Source organism: Streptomyces lucensis JCM 4490, from assembly GCF_014650035.1.
Taxonomy (GTDB): Bacteria; Actinomycetota; Actinomycetes; order Streptomycetales; family Streptomycetaceae; genus Streptomyces; species Streptomyces lucensis.
Genome location: NZ_BMUE01000008.1, coordinates 76,410 through 96,174, shown reverse-complemented (window position 1 = coordinate 96,174; position 19,765 = coordinate 76,410). Strand labels below are relative to the sequence as shown.

Annotated in this window: 15 protein-coding genes and 5 pseudogenes; 13 read left to right on the top strand and 7 right to left on the bottom strand. The window is 69.7% G+C overall.

Features of this window, described 5'->3' with window-relative positions:
• Window positions 1-95: 95 nt before the first annotated feature.
• Both IE177_RS19495 and IE177_RS19490 read left to right on the top strand, forming a co-directional pair.
• Complete coding sequence (locus tag IE177_RS19495; RefSeq protein ID WP_190016622.1) at window positions 96-242, top strand: hypothetical protein; 147 nt, start codon at window positions 96-98, stop codon at window positions 240-242.
• Complete coding sequence (locus tag IE177_RS19490) at window positions 242-619, top strand: transcriptional regulator (RefSeq protein WP_190016621.1); 378 nt, start codon at window positions 242-244, stop codon at window positions 617-619. The genes IE177_RS19495 and IE177_RS19490 overlap by 1 nt, the downstream gene beginning before the upstream one ends.
• A 34-nt stretch (window positions 620-653) precedes the next feature.
• On the opposite strand, the gene IE177_RS19485 is transcribed toward IE177_RS19490, so the two are convergent.
• Window positions 654-1,052 carry a MarR family winged helix-turn-helix transcriptional regulator gene (locus tag IE177_RS19485; protein ID WP_190016620.1) on the bottom strand — a complete coding sequence of 133 codons (399 nt, stop codon included), beginning with the start codon at window positions 1,050-1,052 and terminating at the stop codon, window positions 654-656.
• A gap of 34 nt (window positions 1,053-1,086) precedes the next feature.
• Complete coding sequence (locus tag IE177_RS19480; protein WP_190016619.1) at window positions 1,087-1,398, bottom strand: hypothetical protein; 312 nt, start codon at window positions 1,396-1,398, stop codon at window positions 1,087-1,089.
• Window positions 1,399-1,686: 288 nt separating this feature from the next.
• Here IE177_RS19480 and IE177_RS19475 point away from each other — a divergent pair, with 288 nt between their 5' ends.
• From IE177_RS19475 to IE177_RS19465, 3 genes are all read left to right on the top strand, one after another.
• A complete protein-coding gene (locus IE177_RS19475; RefSeq protein ID WP_190016618.1) occupies window positions 1,687-2,307 on the top strand; it encodes a hypothetical protein in 621 nt (206 codons plus the stop codon).
• 622 nt (window positions 2,308-2,929) lie between these two features.
• Entirely contained in the window at window positions 2,930-3,904 is a 975-nt protein-coding gene (locus IE177_RS19470) for a GlxA family transcriptional regulator (RefSeq protein ID WP_190016617.1), read from the top strand.
• Window positions 3,905-4,042: 138 nt separating this feature from the next.
• Window positions 4,043-4,756 (top strand): MBL fold metallo-hydrolase, encoded by a 714-nt coding sequence (locus IE177_RS19465; RefSeq protein ID WP_229816186.1) that lies wholly within the window; start codon window positions 4,043-4,045, stop codon window positions 4,754-4,756.
• Between the two features lie 9 nt (window positions 4,757-4,765).
• Here the strand turns inward: IE177_RS19465 and IE177_RS19460 are convergent.
• Window positions 4,766-5,605: pseudogene (locus IE177_RS19460) on the bottom strand (IS110 family transposase); the annotation flags it as partial.
• Window positions 5,606-7,078: 1,473 nt separating this feature from the next.
• Here IE177_RS19460 and IE177_RS19450 point away from each other — a divergent pair.
• The 6 genes and pseudogenes from IE177_RS19450 to IE177_RS19425 form a co-directional block, all read left to right on the top strand.
• Window positions 7,079-7,348 (top strand): annotated as a pseudogene (locus IE177_RS19450) (helix-turn-helix domain-containing protein); the annotation flags it as partial.
• Window positions 7,349-7,812: 464 nt separating this feature from the next.
• The gene (locus IE177_RS19445; RefSeq protein ID WP_190016615.1) at window positions 7,813-8,436 is read left to right on the top strand and encodes an RNA polymerase sigma factor; all 624 of its coding nucleotides are present in this window, start codon (window positions 7,813-7,815) and stop codon (window positions 8,434-8,436) included.
• Window positions 8,429-9,745, top strand: coding sequence for a DUF5667 domain-containing protein (locus IE177_RS19440; protein WP_308431578.1), 1,317 nt, complete (start codon window positions 8,429-8,431; stop codon window positions 9,743-9,745). Before IE177_RS19445 ends, IE177_RS19440 begins: the two co-directional genes overlap by 8 nt.
• Before the next feature lie 202 nt (window positions 9,746-9,947).
• The gene (locus IE177_RS35785) at window positions 9,948-10,232 is read left to right on the top strand and encodes a hypothetical protein (protein ID WP_190016614.1); all 285 of its coding nucleotides are present in this window, start codon (window positions 9,948-9,950) and stop codon (window positions 10,230-10,232) included.
• Window positions 10,233-10,280: 48 nt separating this feature from the next.
• Entirely contained in the window at window positions 10,281-10,715 is a 435-nt protein-coding gene (locus IE177_RS19430) for a hypothetical protein (RefSeq protein WP_190016613.1), read from the top strand.
• Between the two features lie 36 nt (window positions 10,716-10,751).
• Window positions 10,752-11,525, top strand: a complete 774-nt coding sequence (locus IE177_RS19425; RefSeq protein WP_190016612.1) for a GNAT family N-acetyltransferase — start codon at window positions 10,752-10,754, stop codon at window positions 11,523-11,525.
• 635 nt (window positions 11,526-12,160) lie between these two features.
• On the opposite strand, the gene IE177_RS19420 is transcribed toward IE177_RS19425, so the two are convergent.
• Complete coding sequence (locus tag IE177_RS19420; RefSeq protein WP_190016611.1) at window positions 12,161-12,436, bottom strand: hypothetical protein; 276 nt, start codon at window positions 12,434-12,436, stop codon at window positions 12,161-12,163.
• A gap of 244 nt (window positions 12,437-12,680) precedes the next feature.
• Between IE177_RS19420 and IE177_RS19415 the strand changes: the two genes are divergently transcribed.
• Window positions 12,681-13,289: a recombinase family protein gene (locus IE177_RS19415; RefSeq protein WP_308431582.1), complete on the top strand. Its 609-nt coding sequence runs from the start codon at window positions 12,681-12,683 to the stop codon at window positions 13,287-13,289.
• A gap of 501 nt (window positions 13,290-13,790) precedes the next feature.
• Here the strand turns inward: IE177_RS19415 and IE177_RS35050 are convergent.
• The 3 genes and pseudogenes from IE177_RS35050 to IE177_RS19405 form a co-directional block, all read right to left on the bottom strand.
• Window positions 13,791-13,990 (bottom strand): annotated as a pseudogene (locus tag IE177_RS35050) (telomere-protecting terminal protein Tpg); the annotation flags it as partial.
• A gap of 12 nt (window positions 13,991-14,002) precedes the next feature.
• A pseudogene (locus IE177_RS19410) lies at window positions 14,003-15,010 on the bottom strand (DUF8841 domain-containing protein); the annotation flags it as partial.
• 208 nt (window positions 15,011-15,218) lie between these two features.
• Window positions 15,219-18,992, bottom strand: a complete 3,774-nt coding sequence (locus tag IE177_RS19405; protein ID WP_190016610.1) for an nSTAND1 domain-containing NTPase — start codon at window positions 18,990-18,992, stop codon at window positions 15,219-15,221.
• A gap of 607 nt (window positions 18,993-19,599) precedes the next feature.
• Between IE177_RS19405 and IE177_RS35780 the strand changes: the two are divergent.
• Window positions 19,600-19,761: pseudogene (locus IE177_RS35780) on the top strand (DUF4158 domain-containing protein); the annotation flags it as partial.
• Window positions 19,762-19,765: the final 4 nt, after the last annotated feature.

Here is a 19,765-nt window from a genome sequence, read left to right as displayed (position 1 = left end):
CTTGAGTAGCGCGGGTCGGCGATCTCCGTAGCGACTGCATCTGCCGACCCACCCGGGACCCGGGGACCGCTCCACCCAATGGGGCAGTAAGCGCGATGACCTGCACGCCGCTCGATGCGCACGTGCCGTACTGGCACACCCTCGTGGGCCTGGTGGTGCTGACCCTCGCCGTACTGGTGTCGCGCAAGACGACCGTCCTGCAGCGACGGCTGCCGGGGGCGGCATCCAAGGGGGAGGCGTGATGGCCGACGCCGCCATCGACCCGCTGCTGGTCGACCCCACCCGTCTGTCGATCGTGTCGCTGCTGTCCTCCTCCCGGTGGGTGGAGTTCGGATTCGTCCGCGACACGGTCGCTCTGTCCGACTCGGCGCTGTCCAAGCAGATCAGTAAGCTCTCCGATCACGGTTACGTCGAGGTCGAGCGCGGCTACGTCGGTAAGCGACCCCGTACCTGGATCAGCCTCAGCGAGGCCGGAAGGGCAGCGCTGCTGGACCACGTGGCCGCCCTGCAGGCCATCGTCGACCGCTCGCAACAGGCCGGCGAGTCCCGCGACGAGGGAAGGTCACCCCCACGGGCCCCCGGTCCGCCGCGCCCCGCCGGTCGCCCGGCGCCCGCTTGAAAGCGCAGCCGGGCAGGGCAGGGACGACAACCTTTCAGCGCTCCGCGGGAGCCTCCACCACTGTTTCGCAGACGTCGGCAAGCGCCTGCAGCTGTTCGCGCGAGAGAACGTCGACGAGCAGGCGACGCACACGGGCCACGTGCAGGGGCGCGGCCTTGCGGACGGCCTGCAGGCCCTCAGGGGTGATGATCGCGAAGGCGCCGCGGGCGTCGGTGGCGCACTCTTCCCGGCGGACCAGTCTGCGGCTTTCCATCCGGCGGACCTGGTGGGACAGCCGGCTCTTCTCCCAGTGGGCGCGCGAGGCCAGGTCCTGCATGCGCAGACGGTGGTCCGGCGCCTCGGAGAGCGGGGCGAGCACGCGGTAGTCGGCCATGGAAAGACCGATGTCCATGCGCAGCCCCCGGCTGATCTCGGTGTCCAGAAGCTGACTCATGGCGATGTACGCCCGCCAGGCACGGTCTTCCAGATCATCCAGCCATGGGGGTTCGCATTTGGTAGGTGCCGTCGGTGATCCAGAACAGCCGATCGCGGATCTCCTGCACGAGGTAGCCCTTGGACCCGATCTGCGGGCCTCGGGCGGTGGACGGCACGGGGGCGAAGGTGCCGCCGGCCGCCGGGGCGTCTGCGGCCGAGGCCGTCCCGGACCCCAGCAGCGGCTGGAGCAGGGCGGCGCCGGCGGGGACCGAGGCGGCCAGAGCCGAGTACTTCAGGAGCGTCCGCCGGTTCGGCCGGGCGGCCGAGGGGGTGACGCGAGCGCTCTGCTCGTCAGGGGTGGACATCAGGGGCTCTCCTTGTGGCGACGAGGCGCGCGCCTTTGGTTGACGCATCACCTAGTGGTGCAAGACCGTAGACCTGTGAAGTTGAAGCGTCAACTAATAAGCGCCGGGCGCCGCGCGGGCGGCGGCCCCTGAAGCCCCGACATGCGGCGAGCGGTAGTGGGTGGACCGACGGGGCCGACGACATCATGGGCAGGTCATGGGAGTCCCATCGAGGAAACTGGTGGTCTTACGGGCACCGACGGGAACATGAGAGCCGGTTCACGCGACGGAGGGCCGAGGCAGGCCGCCGTGTCCTTCGTGACGACCGAGCACTTCACCTTGCAGGGAGCACGGGCGGCGACGATCGCCGAGTCGACCAGCCGGGCAACGCTCTTCCTCGGCACGATGTCTGCCGGGATGGTCGCTCTGGGGCTGGTCGCCACAGCGACCGCCATCGGCGCCGCGTTCTACACCTTCGGGCTGATCTTGCTGTCAACGCTGTCCTTCATCGGCTTCGTCACCTTCGACCGGGTGCTCCAGTCCGGGATCGAAGACCTCCGGTACGCCCGGCGGATCGAACGGTTGCGTTCGTACTACCTCGACGTCGCACCCGAGCTGGCCGACTACATGGCCAGTGTTCCGCCCTCGCGACGGCTCGCCCTGCAAGGCCTGCACGGCGGAGGCTGGCAGGTGTTCCGGACCGTCGCGGGAATGATCGGCGTGGTGACCTCCGTGCTGACCGGCTCGGCTGCGGGCCTGCTCGCCGTGCTCGCCTCCGGCCGTTCGGTGGTCGTCGGATTCGCCGCGGGCGGGGCGGTGGGACTGGCCGTACTGGCGACGCTGATGCTGTATCAGTACCGGACGTGGGGGACGGCCGGGCAGGAGCCTCCCTCCGGCCGGGAAGCGGGAGGACCGCAGGCGGACCAGTAGGCCTGCACTCCTCGACGCTCCGGCGAACACCGGATCCAAGCCCGGTCGTAGTGGCACGGGCCTTCGCGCCGTTGCCCGCGCTCTGCCGATGCCCGGCGGTCGCGGGCAGGCGGCCGGCGACGGTGTCCGCGCGGATGGGAGGGGAAACCACGAGTTGCCGGTGGTCTGCCCAGGGGACGGCGGCCACCCCCCGAGCGGGTCGTAAGGCCGCTCCCTGCCCGGGGTGACGGCCGGGCCGGGGAGCGGCGCGGCGTCAGTTCCGCCCGCGGCGGGGCTCGTGCCGTTTGCCCTGTTGTTTCCCGGACGAGAGCGTGACCAGGCAGCGCGCAAGCGTCCGGCGTTCCGAGGGGGAGCGGTTGGCAGAGAGTGACGGCTGGGCTGGTAAGGGGCTGGGACTGGGCGGCCGACATCCGTCGGGCGCCTCGATCAAGGAGCCGATCCGGAGAGGACGGGGACCTGACCCAAGCGGGCTGTGGCGCAGTGGCCCAAGGGGCAGGAGGCGCCTGGACCGGGATCAGTTTGCTCGAAGTTCTGGCTTTGCCGCCGGCCCCCCTTCCCGATGGCCTGATGTGACAGATCCTGGTCGTTGCAGCCATGTCGGATCGGGCGGCATGATCGGGGCATGTCCCAACCGCACCGCGTCGTGATCGTCGCCTTTCCCGGCATCGAGCTGCTGGACGCCACCGGACCGGCCGAGGTGTTTTCCGTCGCGTCCCGGGTCGGCAGAGGTGACCGGTCGGGCTACCTCGTGCGGATCGCGACGGCCGACGGCGCCCCGGTGACCACCTCCAGCGGCGTGCGGCTGATGGCCGACCTGGACTTCGACGACGTGCTCGGCCCGATCGACACCCTGCTGGTGGCGGGGGCGATCGAGCTCGTAGACGGAGGCGTGGAGCCGGTGATCGACCACCAGGTCGCCAGCTGGCTGCGGCGTGCGGCACCTCGGGCCCGGCGGATCGGGTCGATCTGCGCGGGGGCGCACCTGCTGGCCGCCGCGGGGCTGCTGGAGGGCCGGCCCGCCACGACGCACTGGCTCACCGCGGGCCGGCTGGCCGCCGAACACCCAGGCGTGCGGGTGGATCCTGATCCGATCTTCATTCGGGACGGGCGGGTGTGGACCTGCGCCGGCGTCACCTCGGGGATGGACATGGCGCTGGCCATGGTCGCCGAGGACCACGGCCAGGACCTCGCACTCGCGACCGCCCGGCTGATGGTGATGTACGTCAAACGCTCCGGTGGGCAGAGCCAGTTCAGTGTGCCGCTGTCCGTCCAGGGCTCCTCGGACGACCGGATCGACGAGCTGCGCAGATGGATCGCCGAACACCTTGCCGAGGACCTGTCCCTCGAAGCCCTGGCGGCCCGCACGCACCTGAGCACGCGTCACTTCACCCGGTTGTTCCATCAGCGCACCTCCACGACACCGGCTGCCTATGTGGAGGCGGCCCGGTTGGAGGCGGCCCGGCGGCTGCTGGAGGACAGCGACCGCAGCCTGCCCGAGGTCGCCGCCGCCAGCGGCCTGGGCTCCGTGGAAACGCTGCACCGCGTCTTCCGTCGGCGGCTGGGTACCACTCCGGCCGAGTACCGCCGCCGCTTCTGACCCTCACCACCCGCACCGCCTGCCGGCCACCGGGCACGCTCGCGCACCGGCCGAGCTTCGCCATGCCCGCACGCGGCACCCACCAGCACACTCCAAAGGAGAACCGTGTCCCGCACAAAGGTCGTCCCGATCCCGGTCATGGGCCGGCACAACATCAACGCCTACCTGCTGCTCGGCCGCCGCCCCGTCATCGTCGACGCCGGAACCCCCGGCAGCGGCCACAAGATCCATGATCGGATCACCGCCCTCGGCGTCGATCCCGCCGACGTCTCACTGATCGTCATCACCCACGGCCACATCGACCACTTCGGCTCTGCCGCCGAACTGCACCGGCTCACCGGCGCGCCCCTCGCCGGCCACATCGCCGACCTCGGACCGTATCGCTCGGGCCGGGTCCGCGAACCGTATCTGCCCACCGGCCTGATGGGCCGTCTCATGGCCCGCAACCGCAATCTCCACGTTCGGGCCGAGCCCTTCGAGCCCGCGGTGCTCGTCCGCGGCGAGACGAGCCTGGAGGACTTCGGCCTCGCGGCGCGCATCATGCCCACCCCCGGCCACACCGCCGGATCGGTCTCCGTCCTCACAGACGACGGTGACCTCGTCGCCGGCGACCTGGTCGCCGGCTCCCTCATGGGCCTCATCCCCGGCAGGCCCGCCAATCCGCCCTTCCACGACGACCCCTGGCAGAACCTCGCCAGCCTGCGCGAGATGCTCGCCCTCAACCCTGCCCGCCTGCACGTCGGCCACGGCACCGCGCTGGATCCCGGTCGGGTACGGCGGTGGGCCGAGAGGGAACACGACCGCCTCGCACGGCTCGACGCGGCCGGACGCCTTGCCACGCGCGGTGAGTGAGGCACCAGTTAGCGGCCCGGCAACCCGGACGGGGGCTCCCGGCGTCGACCGGCAACGACCCGCCGGCCCGGCCAGCAGCCTGCGCTGGTCAAGCACGGCCGTCAATGAGGCGGCCAGGCTCGGAACGATCAGCGCGACCGCCTCGGTCCCCGGAACGGTCACGGTCTGCTCGTCCAACGCGGCGAAGATCTCGTCGACAAGCCGCTCGGCCATCCTCGGCGCCTTCGGCCGCAGCAGGGTCACCAGCCGCCGACGGCCGGCCTTGCGGATCTGGGCCGGAGATCCGAACCGTTCCAGCAGCGTGAGGACGGCCGGGTGCTGCAGCCGCGGTCCCAGCACTCGTTCCAGCGAAGGGTGGATCTGGGTCAGCAGGCCACGCAGCCGGTTGGCGACCCTGGTTGCCTGGCCGGCCAAGTCGTCGTCGAAGCCCACGATCATCCCCAGCTCGGCGATCGTCTCGTCCTCGCCGTCGATCGCTCGCAGCGTGTGGGGCATGGCGGTAGCGGCGTCGGCGATGATGAACGCGTCCCTCGCGTCGGTCTTGGCCTCGCCGGGGTAGAGGTCGGCGATCCGCCGCATCGTCAGCCCGGGCAGGTAGGCGACCGGGCAGCCCATGTCCCTCGCCACCGCCAGCGGCAGAGCTCCGATCGAGGCCGGCTGGTCGGCGACGACCAGCACCGTTCCGTGCTTGGCCTGGAGTTTTGCAAACAGCTCGCGGAGCTTGGGTTCGGTGTTGGGCAGGCGCTTGTCGAATGCCTTCTCCCCGGCTGGGGTGACGGCGGTGGCGTAGCGTTCGCCCTTGCCGACGTCCAGTCCGAGGACGACGTCGATGTCGCCGATGTCGATCACGTGCAGGCCCCTCCATCACGCCTTCGTCCGGCCTTGCCAGGGCACCGAGCTGCTACATCCACGTTACGGAGAGCTCATCCGGCCCGGGTGAAGCCGGTGCTCAAGCCCCTCATCAGCGGTCCGTCGATGCCTCCGGACCCAGTGACACCACCCCCCGGATCATCAACAACAGGAGGGAGAAGTCATGCCGGACCCGAAGGCCGGAGGCCCTGTTGCGGAGCCACGAAGACGGTAGCGGGGGGCTCAAGGAGGATTGCGCGGCTGCCACGCTTCTGCTTCGGTTCAGCCCGCGCCTCTGAGGCCGGGCGGTCCTGAGTGCACCTGATCGACTGAGCAGAAGCCCAGCCGCTGCTCAACGTTGACGGCGTCCGCCCGGATCGGCCCCCCGGGGGGGAGAGAGACGTCGCCCGGTGCCGTCACTCACGCGCATGGTCAGAGCTGCTGATGCAGCCACCAGAAGGTAGGGCGACGGAGCCGTCCAGAGTGCTGGACAGTCCGGCCCGGCTCGTCCTGTCCTGGAATCCGGGCGTCGTCGCCTCGTGCACACCCTGGTGGGCAACGGCTGTATGTGACGGCAGCCACGCCCCACTTCGTCGCTTCGGCAGCTCGCCGCCTTGTTCGGGTCTCGAAGTCGGAGGCGGAGCGCATCATCGATCACCTCGGGCCGCAGTTCGCCTCCAGCCCGAAAGAGGTTCGCCAAGTGAGCTGTTCCCCGCGACTTGTCTCCCGTGCCCCACCGCCGCGGGGGCCGGGGAGCCGGTCAGCACCCGGACTCGAGTTGGTTCGCAGTCACCAGGTCACGGGAAGTTCTTTCAGTCCGCGATGGTGGAACGAGGGCAGCCATTCCACCTCGTCGGCAGGGACCGCAAGGAGCAGCTCAGGGAATTGATCCAGCAGGCGCGAGAGAGCGACCTCGGCTTCAAGGCGCGCCAGGGGGGCGCCGAGGCAGTCTCGCGTTCTGCCTCGCCCATCGCAGGGTCGTAGTTTTCGGGCATGCCGATGGCCAGGTCGCGGTATCCGTCGCCGTTGAAGTCGTCGACCAGCTTGGACCCGGCTGCGACTGCCGAGTCGGCTGAAACGGCCATCAGGCTGCCGGTCAACGAGGCCGCCACTGCGGCTGCCACGGCGAAACGAACTGAGTGACGCACGAGAACCCCCTGCACAACCGCGGACACCCGGGCGGCGTCTGCGCACTGAAACGATGGCCCGCATACCCGTGTCCGGCCGGTCGCTACTTGATCACGGAGGGCCAACGAAGGACAGACCCTCCACTGGCACCGATGGTTGTACGGGCTCCTCGGGAGGTCGTTCCGCAGCAGGGAGAACAGGGACGAGGTCGCGTCGCCGCCCCGCCACGTCCTGCTCCATGCCCGGTTACAGCTCGAATTCGAGGTCGATCAGGTCGGTTACTGAGGTTGAACTCGTGGTGTCGTAGGGGCTGACGGGCGGCAGTCTCCTGCGGTATCACCGGGCATGCGGTACCCACAAGGGGGCGGGCTGACTGCCGAACGGCAGCAGTTCCGCGAGGAGTTACGGCTCCAAGCAGCCGAGCGGTTCGACCGGGGCGAGGCGAGTTCGTTGATCGCCAAGGACCTGCGCATCAGCGTCCGGTCGGTGCAGCGGTGGCGGCAGGCGTGGGACGAGGGTGGTCCGCGGGCCCTGCGATCGCGGAACCCGGCGTCCCTGCCGAGACTGAGCAAGAGGCAGTTCACGCAGTTGGAGGCGGAGCTGGCCAAAGGGCCGTAGGCGGTCCTCGAGCGGACCCGGGCGACACGGACGGGCTTTGTGCCCTCGGCGTGCGCTGGTAACCCGGTGCGGCGATCAGGTGAAGGGCCGATCATTTCTTCGAATGCGAATGTCTCGTCAATCAGGGGTCGTCGTTCCTCTTATATGCGTCAGGGTTACCTCCCCCAACGCATTGAAGGACGGGTCAACGTGCACCATCTCGCCCCGGGCGTGACTGTGGTGTTCAGTCTTCTGGCGCACAGACGGATGATCGGACACTGGGTCCGCGACCGCTCACGCCAGCGGCTGAACTGCGCTGTCTTGCGGGAACTCGCCCACACGGGCGGCACGATCCGGGAGGAACACCGCTCACGTGGCGGCACCCTGGTCTGGGAAGTGAAGCTGCCGCCCAACAAGCCCGTCCCTGATCCGCGCACGCAAACCACCCGGGCAGATCGGGCGCGTCGGCCTCGGCCCGCGGTGTGCCGCACCAGCACCACAAGGCCACCGAGGAGTCGTGCTGGCGCCGGCGAACCGGGCAGCGGCCGGTGATCGAAGAGAGTTCACCCGAGGTGGACAGCAGCGGTTCCAAGGACCTGTTCGATGAATTCTTCAATGACGTCTACGCAGATGCCGTGCTCTACGTGTCTATGCGAGCGTCGGCCGGCGATGTCGGCGACATCGTCGGGAAAGCATTCAAGGCGGTGTTTGAACACTGGGGCACGATCCAGAAGCCCCGCGCATATTTGTACGTCACACTCCGAAACGGAGTCTTTGAACGACACGAGGAGATGAACAGGGAAGCTCGTCTCCGCAGGGACTGCGTCGCCTCCCGGCCCCCGCAGACTTACCCGGATCCCGCAGACCTCGTTGAGTCCAAGGAGCAGTTCCAGGAGGTGCTCAACGCCCTGCAGCAACTTCCCGAGCGTATGCGCGAGATCGCCCTGCTGACGTTGGACAACTACAAGCCTCGTGAGATCGCCGACCAGCTCGGCATCACCCGCAGCACCGTGACCACCCAGCTGACCGAAGCCAACAGGCGGCTCCGGAAAATACTCGGGATCGAACAACGCAGCGGCGGAACGCGCAGGGGGACCCATGACTGAGCATGCGCACCACGCACAGCCCGACGAACAGCTTGACCCATTGGTCGCCGACCGGCTCGCAGCGGCTCAGGCCTACCTGCGCGCCCACTCGCCCCTGCTCACCCCCGAGGCCCAAGCATCGATGCTCCAGCGGGTCAAGCAGCAGGCGGCTGCGGAAGAAGTAGCCGTCCCGGAACTGGCCTCTGCCGCACCCGCAGCAGTTCCTGCCCGCATCCGGTCGCTGTCCACCGGGGCACTGCTTCTTGAGACCACCGGCACCCTCCTTACACAGCCCCGCCTACGCCGAGCCGACGGCTTCGCCGATGTCCTCGAGGATGAAGGCACCCAGACGGGCGCCGGCGAGCGGCACGGCTCCCGCGTCGCGGACCGGCCTGCGGATTCAGAACAGGGAAGGCTCCTGGCCCTGGCGAACAGCCTGCAGAACGTGCCACGGCCGACGCTGGATCCCGAAGTCAAGACCGTGCAACGTGCTCAGCTGATCGCCGCCATGGAGGCCGTCGCCGACGGTAGCCTGACGGTTGCCCCGGGGCGTGACGGCGGCAGTGGGGCACACCGGGCCTCAGGCCGGGGTCTCGGCAAGCTCAGGCCGCGCTCCGCGTGGTCGCGCAGGCTCGCCGCCGGCGGACTCTCCGTCGGCGTGGCGGCCGGCGCCTTCGGCGGCGTCGCCGCCGTGAGCACGGATGCGTTGCCCGGTGACACCCTCTACGGCCTCAAACGGGGCATCGAGGACATGCGCCTCGACCTCGCCGGCGACGACGCCGACCGCGGCAAGGTCTACCTCGACCTCGCCTCCACCCGGCTCCAGGAAGCTGGCCGCCTCATGGAGCGCGGCCGGGGCGGCGAGCTCGACGACGAGTCCGTGGGCGAGATCCGCAAGGCCCTGTCGGGCATGCAGCAGGATGCCGCCGAGGGCCACCGCCTGCTCGCCGCCGCGTACCGTAAGGACGGCTCCCTTCAGCCCATCGAGACGCTCTCCGCATTCTCGAGCAACCACCGCAAGGACTGGACGGAGCTACGCGGCAAGTTGCCAGCCGGGCTCAGCAACCTTGGAGACAAGGTCACCTCCGTCTTCGATGCCATAGAGCAGGAAGTGGCCCCGCTGCGAACGTTTTTGTCGTCCAGCACTGGCGTCAGCCACCGTGACGCCGGGCGCGCCCACGACGCTGCCATCCGCTCCACCAGTAGTACGCGGGAGGCTGCGTCCCCGGCCAACTACGCCACCGGTTCCGCCGACGTCTTCCTCCCATCCTGGCGGCCGGATGTGCTTCCCGGTCTTGGCCTCGATCGGGAGGACGACAGCAACAGCTGATTACTAGGGAGTCTTTCCGATCACCCGATCGTTGGACTGGTCGTGAGGGATGGGGAGATATCTGATGCCGCTTGGTCGGTGATCGATCCGTTACTGCCGCCGGCGGGCCGTGCCCGGGGTAGATGGCGCGATCACCGCCAGGTGCTGGTGGGTATCGTCTTCAAGTTCCGTCCGGTGTGCCCTGGCGGCACCTGCCCGAACGGTGCGGGCCTGGCAGACCGCGCAGGGGCGCTTCGCCCGCTGGGCCGCCGACGGCACCTTCGACCGGCTCCTGGCCGTGGCCCAGACACGGGCCGAGGTGGACTGGCTGGAAGAACTCAAGCAGCAGGGCGCCGTCACTGCCACGGGGGACGGCGCGGGCGCGGTCGGCGGCAACGTCTCCTCTCGTGCTCCAGCGCCCGGCGGTAGGCGGGAGCGCCCCTTCGCTGATCGCCGTGTGAAGCTTTGGCGCAGCAAACGGTCCTGGGCGCCGGGAGCGAGCCGGTGACGGCACCGATCGCCGGAGGTCCACCAGTCGACGAGCGCGCGTGAGCAGTTGCTGGCGCGCTCGTGCGTAAGCACCGAGCCCGGCTTCAGCCAGGTACGCGCCCGCAGCGAACCGGACGGGGAGCGTCCCTTTCTCCGTGACCTCGCCCCTCTCCAGGACGACGTCCATCTGCGGTTCGCGCTGCGCGTCGCTGCGCCCTATCTTCGGATCGCCCTCGCCCGGGACGCGGACGGACTGAATGCCTGGGTCCACGACACCGAGCGGTCCTGGGCCGTGCTCTCGGCCATCGGCGACGGCCGCACGATCGCCACCCAGGGCGGCCCCCGACGCCTGGCCGACGAACTGGAGGCCGCCTGGGACACGTGGCCGGAGGTGGGCAGACCCGCCCTGTACGACTTCGGGATGACCGTCACGGACAGCGGCACCACCCAGTACATGTGGGTCAACGACGCCGACGGCGGCCCTCGTTGGCCGATCATCTGAAGCACCACCGGGACTTCCCGCCGATGCTTGGCCGTAATGGCGCAGTTCAGTGTTTTCGGGGAGGCCCTGATGGGCCGCTCCGGGGTAGATGCCGGCTGGTGGGCCGAACTCGACCGCCCCGCCACCCAGGTGGCCCCGGACGCCGCTGGGGCCGTCCTCGGCGTCGTCTCCTACGCACTGCGTCCAAAGGACGCCCACGGCGTGATCCTCTGGCTGCACTGCCGGGAGAACGAGACAGTGGCCCGCGCCCTGCTCGCTCACGCCGTCACAGAAATGGGCCCGCGTCCCCTGGACGCTTTCCACTTCGCCACCGCCCTGACCCTGTGCCTGGAAGCCCTCCCGGCACGGAACCGTCCCGCCACCCACGCCTCTCTCACGGCTGCCGGGTTCGCCGGAACGGATCTGTGGCGGTACATGCACCGCACTCTGCCCGCCCCGGAACTGCCGTGCGTGGACCGCTACTACACGACGGAGCCCGCCACTCCCGATACCCGCCGTCTCATGGTCACCGAGCACGGCCAGACCCTCGCGGACGCCACGATCGGAACCCCGGTACAGGGCATCGGGGTGCTGCGGTGGATTGGTGTGGAGCCAGCCGCACGCGGCCGGGGACTGGGCCGCGCCCTCCTCGGCACGGCCCTGGACGCTCTCAGCGGCATGGGCGCCACGGAGGTGATCCTCGTCGTGGACGATGACGCGCCCTCCGGCGACGACCGGGACCGGACCGCCGCCAAATCACTCTATGACTCGTCAGGGTTCGAAGAAATCGACCGTCTGTACTCATTTCACCAAAGCTTGATCCTGGCGTAGCCGGGCCACCAGCCCCTGTCGGCGAGCCACGCCGGGTGCGCGAAGGCCAGACCGCGCACGAAGGTGTCCCAGACATTCGCGGCAAGGGCCTGCGCACCGCTGAACATGCCGCCCCCGATCATCCGCACGCACTACTGCCACAGCTCCCCCTCTCTAGGGCTCTCCCTGCTTCCTGACTGACCGGGCTACAGCTCGAACGTGGGGTCGATCAGGTCGGTGAGTTCACCTTCGAGGCCGTGGGCGCGTTGGCCGTTGTCGCGGAAGTAGACATCGCCGAGGGCCTCGGCGGCGATCTGGCGGAGCTGGTCCTCGGTGAGACCGGCCCTTGGGCGTGGAAGAGACGGGCGGCGTGGCGGCGCGGCAGCGCGAGGGGGAGGTGGTGCACCCGGGCGTCGTCGGTGCTGCCGGGCGCGGCGGTGTAGCCGAAGCGAACCTGGACATCGATCACGATGCCGCCGGTGGTGACCGCGGCCTGTTTCGCCCTGGCTCTGGCCTGCGGCACGCGGTCGGCGCCCGGAAAGGATCGTCCGGGCGCCGACCGCGCAGATTTCAACGGCCGCGGCAATGTCCGGCAGGCCTGGCCAGGTAGCCGGGCCGGACTGCCCGGCCCGGCCAGACGCCCGGGCCGTCAGCGCCTACGAGTTCAGGTTCACCATGAGGTGCCAATTGGTGGTGGTGGTGCTCGGCTTGCAGTACCAGTCCGAGTAGATGGAGGCCTTCCCGTCCGCGTGGCACGCCGAATAGGTCCTGTAGGTACCGACGTCGGTGTACGAGAGGGGCCCCGCCACGAGCGTCGATGCCGTGCTGGTCTGGGGAGATGCAGGGACTGCCTGCGCGGCGGTGGCGGCGGTGCCGCCGATGAGCAGGGCGGCGGCGACGGCGGCCCCGGTGAAAGCGAGTCGAGTACGCATTCTTCTCCTCTGCGCGGAATGGTCAATGTCGGTGATCTCCCCGACCGCTGCCCGGCCAGGGGTGATCCGCAGCGCCCAGGTGGAGGCGCTCGGCGTCCGGAAAGCCCTGTCTGAGCGCTTGCCTGACCAGGTTCAGCGGCTGCGGCATTGTTTGGCAGGCCTGGTCAGGCGGCCAAACAATGGCCGGACGCGATCTCCCCGGGGGATGGCGGGGGCGTAGGTTGGCCGTCCGGTCCGGGAGAAGATCAGCACCTGGGTCCGCGTACGGCCCAAGTGCGAGGAAGCGCTGCGGACGGCGCGGGAGGCCAAGGCGCACTCCCCGCACTGCCGGGTCATCTTCACCGTGTACGAGATGAAGCGGCTCGGCCGCGACGCCGGCGAACTCACCGCCCTGGCGGACCACCTCACGGCCCACGGCCTGGTCCTGGAGATGCTCGCCGGGCCCCTGCCCGGCATCTACGACCCCACCGGGCCGCGGAAGCTGCTGTTCGCGTTCTTCGCGGCGATGGCGGAGACCGAGCGGGAGAACATCCGGCAGTTCGCGTTGAAGGGGCCCGACACCGCGGGCCGCAAGGGCAAGCACGACCGCCGGCCCCCGGTCATCACCGACGACATGCTCCACACCGTGCTGCGGTGCCGGACACTCGGCGAGTCCGTCGAACAGATCCAGCCCGACCTGTTCATCCCCACCGGCAAGCGCAAGGGACAGAACCGTTCGGTGGCCAGCATCTACCGGGCGCTCGCCGAACACGCCAAGCGCGAGGCATACCCCGAAGCCGTCGGGCCGGCCCCCGCCGACTTCGCCGCCCTCCAGGCTGACGAAGTCCCCGGACCCCCGCCTCGCTCTCACTGACCGAGCGTCACTCTGATTACAGGGAGCTACCTGTCACTTCACCGTAGCTTTGGGAGAACAGGGCCGAGCCGGCCGGAGCTGGGCCGCTCGCCGTACTCCCGCCGTCACGGATGCGGCGGCATGAGGAGACCGCACCGCCCGGGGAGTGGTCGAGGGGGAGCAGCTGCTACCGCGATGTGGCCGGGCCCGTCGTGGGCGCTCCGCTCAGCGCGGCGCCGCTGCGGTGACCGGTCCGGCGAACCGTTTCATCGGCACCACCCGCACCGTCTTCGAGGGATGGACCGACGATCTCGACATCGACGGGATCCACGTCTTCGCCTGTTCCCTCTACCTCGCCAACCATCCCGAAAGCGCACGGTTCTGGGGGGGGCGCCGCGGGCGCCGGCCACGGCGCGGCCGCCTACTGCCTGCACCTGCAGCACCTCACCAACGGAGAGCTGAGGGAAGCAGACCTCTGGTGGGAACGCGTCTAAGACGCCCTGGCCGACGCGGAGGGCGACGCTCCGGCCGGGGCCTTTTGATCCGGTTCTTCACATACCGCTCGATGGTGCGCTGGCTGATGCCGCGCAGCTCGGCCACACGCCGGGTACTGCGCTGGTGCTGGCGGACCAGGTAACACATCTGCGCCCGGCGGACTTCGGGACCGGACGGGTGAACGTGCCCTGCACCGCCTTGTAGAGTCCTTCCCCCACCGTGACCATGTCGTACTTTCCCTACTCTCCGGTGCCCTTGGCGGTGACCTCGCCGGTCTTGATGTACCGGGCGAGGTTGGTGACGTGGCCGTCGCCGGCGAGCTGCTCGAGCACTTTGGCGCCCCACAGCACGCTTTGGGTGCCCTCGTGCCTGACCATCCCGGGGCTGACGCCGAGCCGGAAGCCGCCGGGCACCGTCTTGCCGTCCCGTCGTAGGGCAGGACGTCAAGTGGGCTGGGTCCGTCGGCGGCGTAGACGGCGCAGTCCGAGAGGACCGCGACCGGGTACGGTGGCCGCAGCCAGATGCAGCATCTTGCGGTGCATGGCGATCCGTGCCCGGGAGATCACGGCGGCGCGGATGTCGGGCCGCCAAGTCGGACGGACGAGAGCGGGCCAGGCCTGTCCAGGCTTCCAGCCGCCGCCGCGCGCCTACTCCCGCAGCTTGCCGATGTCGCCCTTGACGGTCATCTTGACCGCGTCCACGACGATCCTCAGCTCCGGATCACGGCTCTTGTAACCGCCATCGCCTCCAGGAATTCGGCCGGGGACAGCTTCTCGCCCATCCCGAGATCCGACATGGTCGCGACGTAGGCATCACGCAGCCGCTTGTACCAGCCGTCCAGGAACCGGCCGCTCTCACGACGCACCCAGCCCTCGAGCGGGGTGACGTCGTAGCCGAGCTCGACGGCGTAGGCGACTGTCGGGGTGGCGTACCAGACCGGGCCCATCCGACGCTGCCCGCTCGGCGTGAACGGGCTGGGCAGCAGATCACCGTCGAGGTGGCGCCACTGCTTGCCCACCTTCGCCCAAGCCCGTCATGGCGGGGGAGCCGACCGGCGTCATCACCCGCTGCGTGTACACGCCCAGCACCCGGGCTAGCTCCGCCGGCTCAAGCCGCGCAGCATGACCGCACGCGCGACCGTCCAGGGCGTGCCAGGACGGGATGCACAGCTGCACGCACCTTCGGCGGCTGCCCTGGGCCGGGCGGTAGAACCGCGCCCACAGTCCCAGCCTCTGCCTGGTGATCTGTCAGTCGGCAGGCTGCAAGTGCATGACACACCAGTCCCGTGCGGCCTTCACCCTGACCGCCTCGTCAGCGCTGTTCAGCAGCTGGCTATAGGCGGCCACGAGATTGCCGCTCCGGTCCGCCTCCGGAAGGGCGTCGCGGAATGGAAACCTGCGCGAACGTGCCGTGGGCCCTGACCGTCCACAGACGCATGCCGCGGCTCCATCTGTCTCAGCAAGCCGGGCGATACGGCACTGCGGGTATGTAGGTCTTCCAGTCGACTCGGGACAGCTCCCCGGCGCGCTGACATACGGCAGCTGCGGCCTTCTCCGGGGCGATCGTGAACTTTTGCAGGACTACGCGGTTTCCCGCCACGTACAGAGTCTGCCTGTCCGGGCTGAAGGCCATGGCCAGGATCGTGTCGCCCGCGCCGGGTAGGGCGGAGCCGTGCCGGTTCCGGGAAGTCATGTCCCACAGCCGAGTCGCGCCGCGGGTGCCGGCCACGGCCAGCGTACGGGCATCAGGGGAGAAGGAGAGGGCTGAGACGGGCTCCGGAGGGCTGCCGGCGTCGCTGGGCGTACCGGCGAAGACCGCGAGGCGCCGTCTTGCGTGTCCGTCCCATACGGTGACGCGGCCGGATGCGTCGCCGACCGCGAGGTACCGTCCGTTGCTGCTGAAGGACAGAGTACGGATCGTGTCCTGCCCGAGCGTGCGGCGGGTGATGCGGCCGGACGGAAGGTCGACCAGCTGCCCCGACGAGGTGGCCAGGAGCCTGCCGTCCGGGCGAAGGGCGAGCACGTCCCCGCCGACGCCGTGGAGAACCTGGGTCCTTCTGCGCAGGCCGACGTCCCAGATCTCGGTCCACTGATCGTCCGGCACCAACTGGGCGTCGGTGACCATGTGATCGTCTCTGGCCCGCGGTACATAGAGGGTCTTTCCGTCTGGGCTGAGTTCGATGTCCGTGACGGGCTTCGTGTTCCTCCCGGCGTTGGAGAGCGTCAGCGTGGTGCTGTGTCGGGGGCCATGGACGGTGACGGTCGCCTGCGGTCCTGTGCCGGTGACGCCGACAGCATACGACCGGCCACCGGGTGTCAGTGCGAGGAGAGCGGCGCAATGCCTGTCCACCTGCTGTCGCGCGCCGGCCTCAGGGCAGGGTACGTTCGCGCCGGCCGGGCTCTCACCCTTGCGGAGGCGGTGGAGCCGGACACGGACGGCGCTGCCGGACGGCTGTGCGGTGGCCAGGACACCCGCTTCGGCACTGAAGTACGCATGGCTGACCGGCCGGTCGACCCAGGCGGAATCCACTGCACGTCCGAGGTCGACAGACCTGACCGTTGAGCCGGTCACGCCCGAGAGAAAGCGGATCACCCGCCCGCCGGGAGCCCAGCGCAACGACGCCGCTGTCTCGCTGATGAGGGGATAACGGAAGACGGGGCGGGACGGGCCGCCGAGCCTCCACATGAGGATCGCGTTGTCGTCGGTGGCGGCCAGGAACCTTCCGTCCGGGCTGAGGGCCGCCTCGGCGATCCCTGAGTGCTCGACGCTGTGAAGCAGTCGGCCGGAGCCGATGTCCCAGACCCGCACGTTCGTACCGCTGATAGTGAGCAGAGAGCGGTTGTCCCGGCTGAAGACGAATCGCAGTCTGTGGCAGTGCAGCCGCGCACCGGACAGTTTCGCGGCAGTCAAGTCCCGTCGGGCGTGCAGGTCATAGATCTCCAGGCGTGCTGACGCGCTCCGGCACACAGCCAGCAGGCGGTCGTCAGCACTCACCTTCCCCACGAGGGGTCCGTCGGTGAGAGTGCCGGCACGCCGCTCGGCGAGCAGGCGGCCGCTGCCGACTTCCCGCAGTTGCATGCTGCGGTCCATGCCGTAGACGATGACGGTCCGCCCGCTCGGGTTCATCTGGCCCGTCTTGTTGCGGAGCGCTGGCTGGCTCGTCATCCTCCCGGCCGGCAAGTCCCACAGCCGAACGCCATCGCCGCCGTTGAGCACAGCCACACCTGACTCGACGCTGACCTCGGGGTAGTCCTCCGCATACGTGCCGAGCCCCTTGTAGGAGGCCACCTGCCGGTGAGTGACGAGGTCCCACTGCGTCACCCGGTGCCTGCCGACACTGATCACGGTCCGGCCGTCGAGGTCGAGGAAGCGGCCGGCGGTCGGATCGTCATCAGGCACTGCAAAGGCGTCCTGTTCCTTCTGCCATGCAGCGGCCAGCAGAGCGGAACGGGTTTCCGGAAGGTCAGCGATCTTCCAGGAAGCCAGGCTGAGCAGCATCGCTGTCCGGGGATCCTCGAAGCGCATGCCGCTGGCCACCTCGGCGATCCGGCGGGCCTCGGACCGTAGCCGTTCTCGCTCGTGAGAGTTGCTCTGCTGCCAGGCGATCAGGCCGGCGGTGACCGCGAGCGCGAGGAGAACAGACAGCGCACACACGAGTGTGCGCAGGCGGCGGGTGGTGTGGGCCGCGGCCCGCTGTTCCTGGTCGCGTGCGGCGAGACTCGCGGTGAGGAAGGCCTGTTCCAGGATGGTGAGCTCTGCGGGGTGTGCGCCGTCGAAATGGTCTCGGGCGGTGGCGAGGCGGCTGCCGCGGTACAGGGCTCCGGGGTCGCGGCCCAGTTCCTGCCAGGCACGGGCGGCCTCGGTCAGCTTGCGGTGTACGCGCAGGCGTTCGCGGTCTTCCTCGATCCACTGGTGCAGCCTGGGCCAGGCGGTGATGAGGGCTTCGTGGGCGATCTCGACACCGGTGTCGTCGAGGGTGAGCAGGCGTGCGCGGGCGAGGGTCTCCAGGGCCTCGACGGTTGCGGTTTCCTGACGGTCGGTGGCTTCGAGTTCCTCCCGGTCGGCGGGGCGACGGGTGTCGGGGGTGCCGTCGCCGGGCGCGACCAGGCGTAGCAGCACCCGCCGGGCCGCTGCCGCCTGGGCGTCGGTGAAACGGCCGTAGAGGTCTTCGGCGGTCTGGGCGATCGCCCCTTGCAGTCCTCCGGCCGCCTCGTAACCGGCCAGGGTCAGCGTCTTGCCACGGCGGCGCCGCCAGGTCTCCAGCAGCACGTGCGAGAGCAGCGGCAGCCCGCCTGGCGCGTCGGCGACCTCGTCGACGAGACGGGCGGTCAGGGCGCGCTCCACGGTCAGTCCGGCGACTGCGGCCGGTTTGACGACGGCCTCACGCAGCTCCTCGGGAGTCATGGGGCCGGCCAGCAGGTTGGCGTCGCGCAGCGCGTCGGCGAGGGCGCGGTGCTCGGCGCAGCGGCCGTAGAAGTCGGCGCGCACGGCCAGCAGTACCCTGAGGTGGCTCTCGGGCTGCTGAGCGGCGAGCAGCAGGTCGAGGAAGCGGGCGCGCTCGGCCGCATCCCGGCATAGAGTGAAGACCTCCTCGAACTGGTCGACGATCACGAACGTGTCCGCGCCGCTTACCGGGCCGGATCCGCGGACGTCGAGAAGAGGAGCATGGGTGCGGGCCGGGCGCTCTCCAGGGGTCAGGATCCGGATCGCGGCCGGGCGCAGGCCCACCTCCCGGCAGCTCTGGAGGGAGGGGACGATGCCAGCGCGCAGCAGGGAGGACTTGCCGCTGCCGGACGGGCCGAACACCGCCGCGAGCCGGCGGCGGCGCAGCAGTTCCAGCAGGTCGGCGGTGAGCTTGTCGCGTCCGAAGAACCGGCCGCTGTCACCGGTCTCGAACCTGGCCAGCCCCCGGTACGGCGGATCCGCACCCTCACCGCTGGCCTCAACTCCTCGGCCTGCGGCGGCCTCCTCCACCGCCTGCTTCCAGCGCGCCTCCCACTCGGCCGCATCGCCCCCGCACGCCGCTGCGTAGGCCAGGGCCACCGGCAGTGTCGGCAACTGCTCGCCGGCGGCCGCCTGCGACAGCGTGGTGACCGAGTAGTCCGCCCGCTGGGCCAGCGCCCGGTAGGTGATCCCGCCCGCCTCCGCGCGCAGCTTGCGCAGCTCGTACGCGAACCTCTGGACCGGACCCGCCCCCGGATCCACCGGCACCTCACGACGCCCCGCCACACCGCCACCCCCTGGAAGCTGCAAGGTCAACGGTTACGCTAGGCACGGCTGCTGCTCCCCGGGAGATCGCGTCCGGCCATTGTTTAGCGGTCGGACCAGCCCTGCCGAAAGATGCGCGGGCCGCTGAACTCATTGGTGCGAGCCCCGATGGCCATCCGAGCGGCGGACCGCCGACCGGGCCGGGAACTTGCTACGGGGGGCTCTGTGATCGGCGTCCGTCATGCCGAGATGCCGCCGGATGCCAATCCGCAGTACGCCCCGCAAAGCGGCACACCGTCCGCTGGCCTCGGAGGATCAACCCCAATGCCAGCTCGGCCGCATCCATGTGCTGGCTTGCGACTTTCCACCACGGGGCTTGGTCAGGAGAGTCCGGTGCTCGTCAGCCTCAAGGAGAATCCTCCGTAAGGCGTACAGCTCGGCGAGTAGTTTCTCCCCGGCAGCTCTGCCCTGGGTCTCGATCCTCTGCTCTCGCATGGTCCTCGTCTGGTGCCGCTGAGTGATCAACGTGGCCCACAAGGACACTACGGCCCCAACCAGCGTCCCCATCACCTTCTTCGTGCCAGCTCCAGAGGCCGGGAGCCCCATTGCGGGGCCACGAAGAAGGTAATTGGGGAAGCAGAGCCGCTACGAGCATGCCTGGGAGATCCGGGACACCTTCGGCTACCGGGAGTTCGGCCAGGCCGAGCCGGAGGTGCGGACGTTCCTGGCGGCGCGGGTGTGGGCGTCGGCGGAGGGGCCGCGGGCGCTGTTCGACCAGGCGGTGGTGTGGCTGG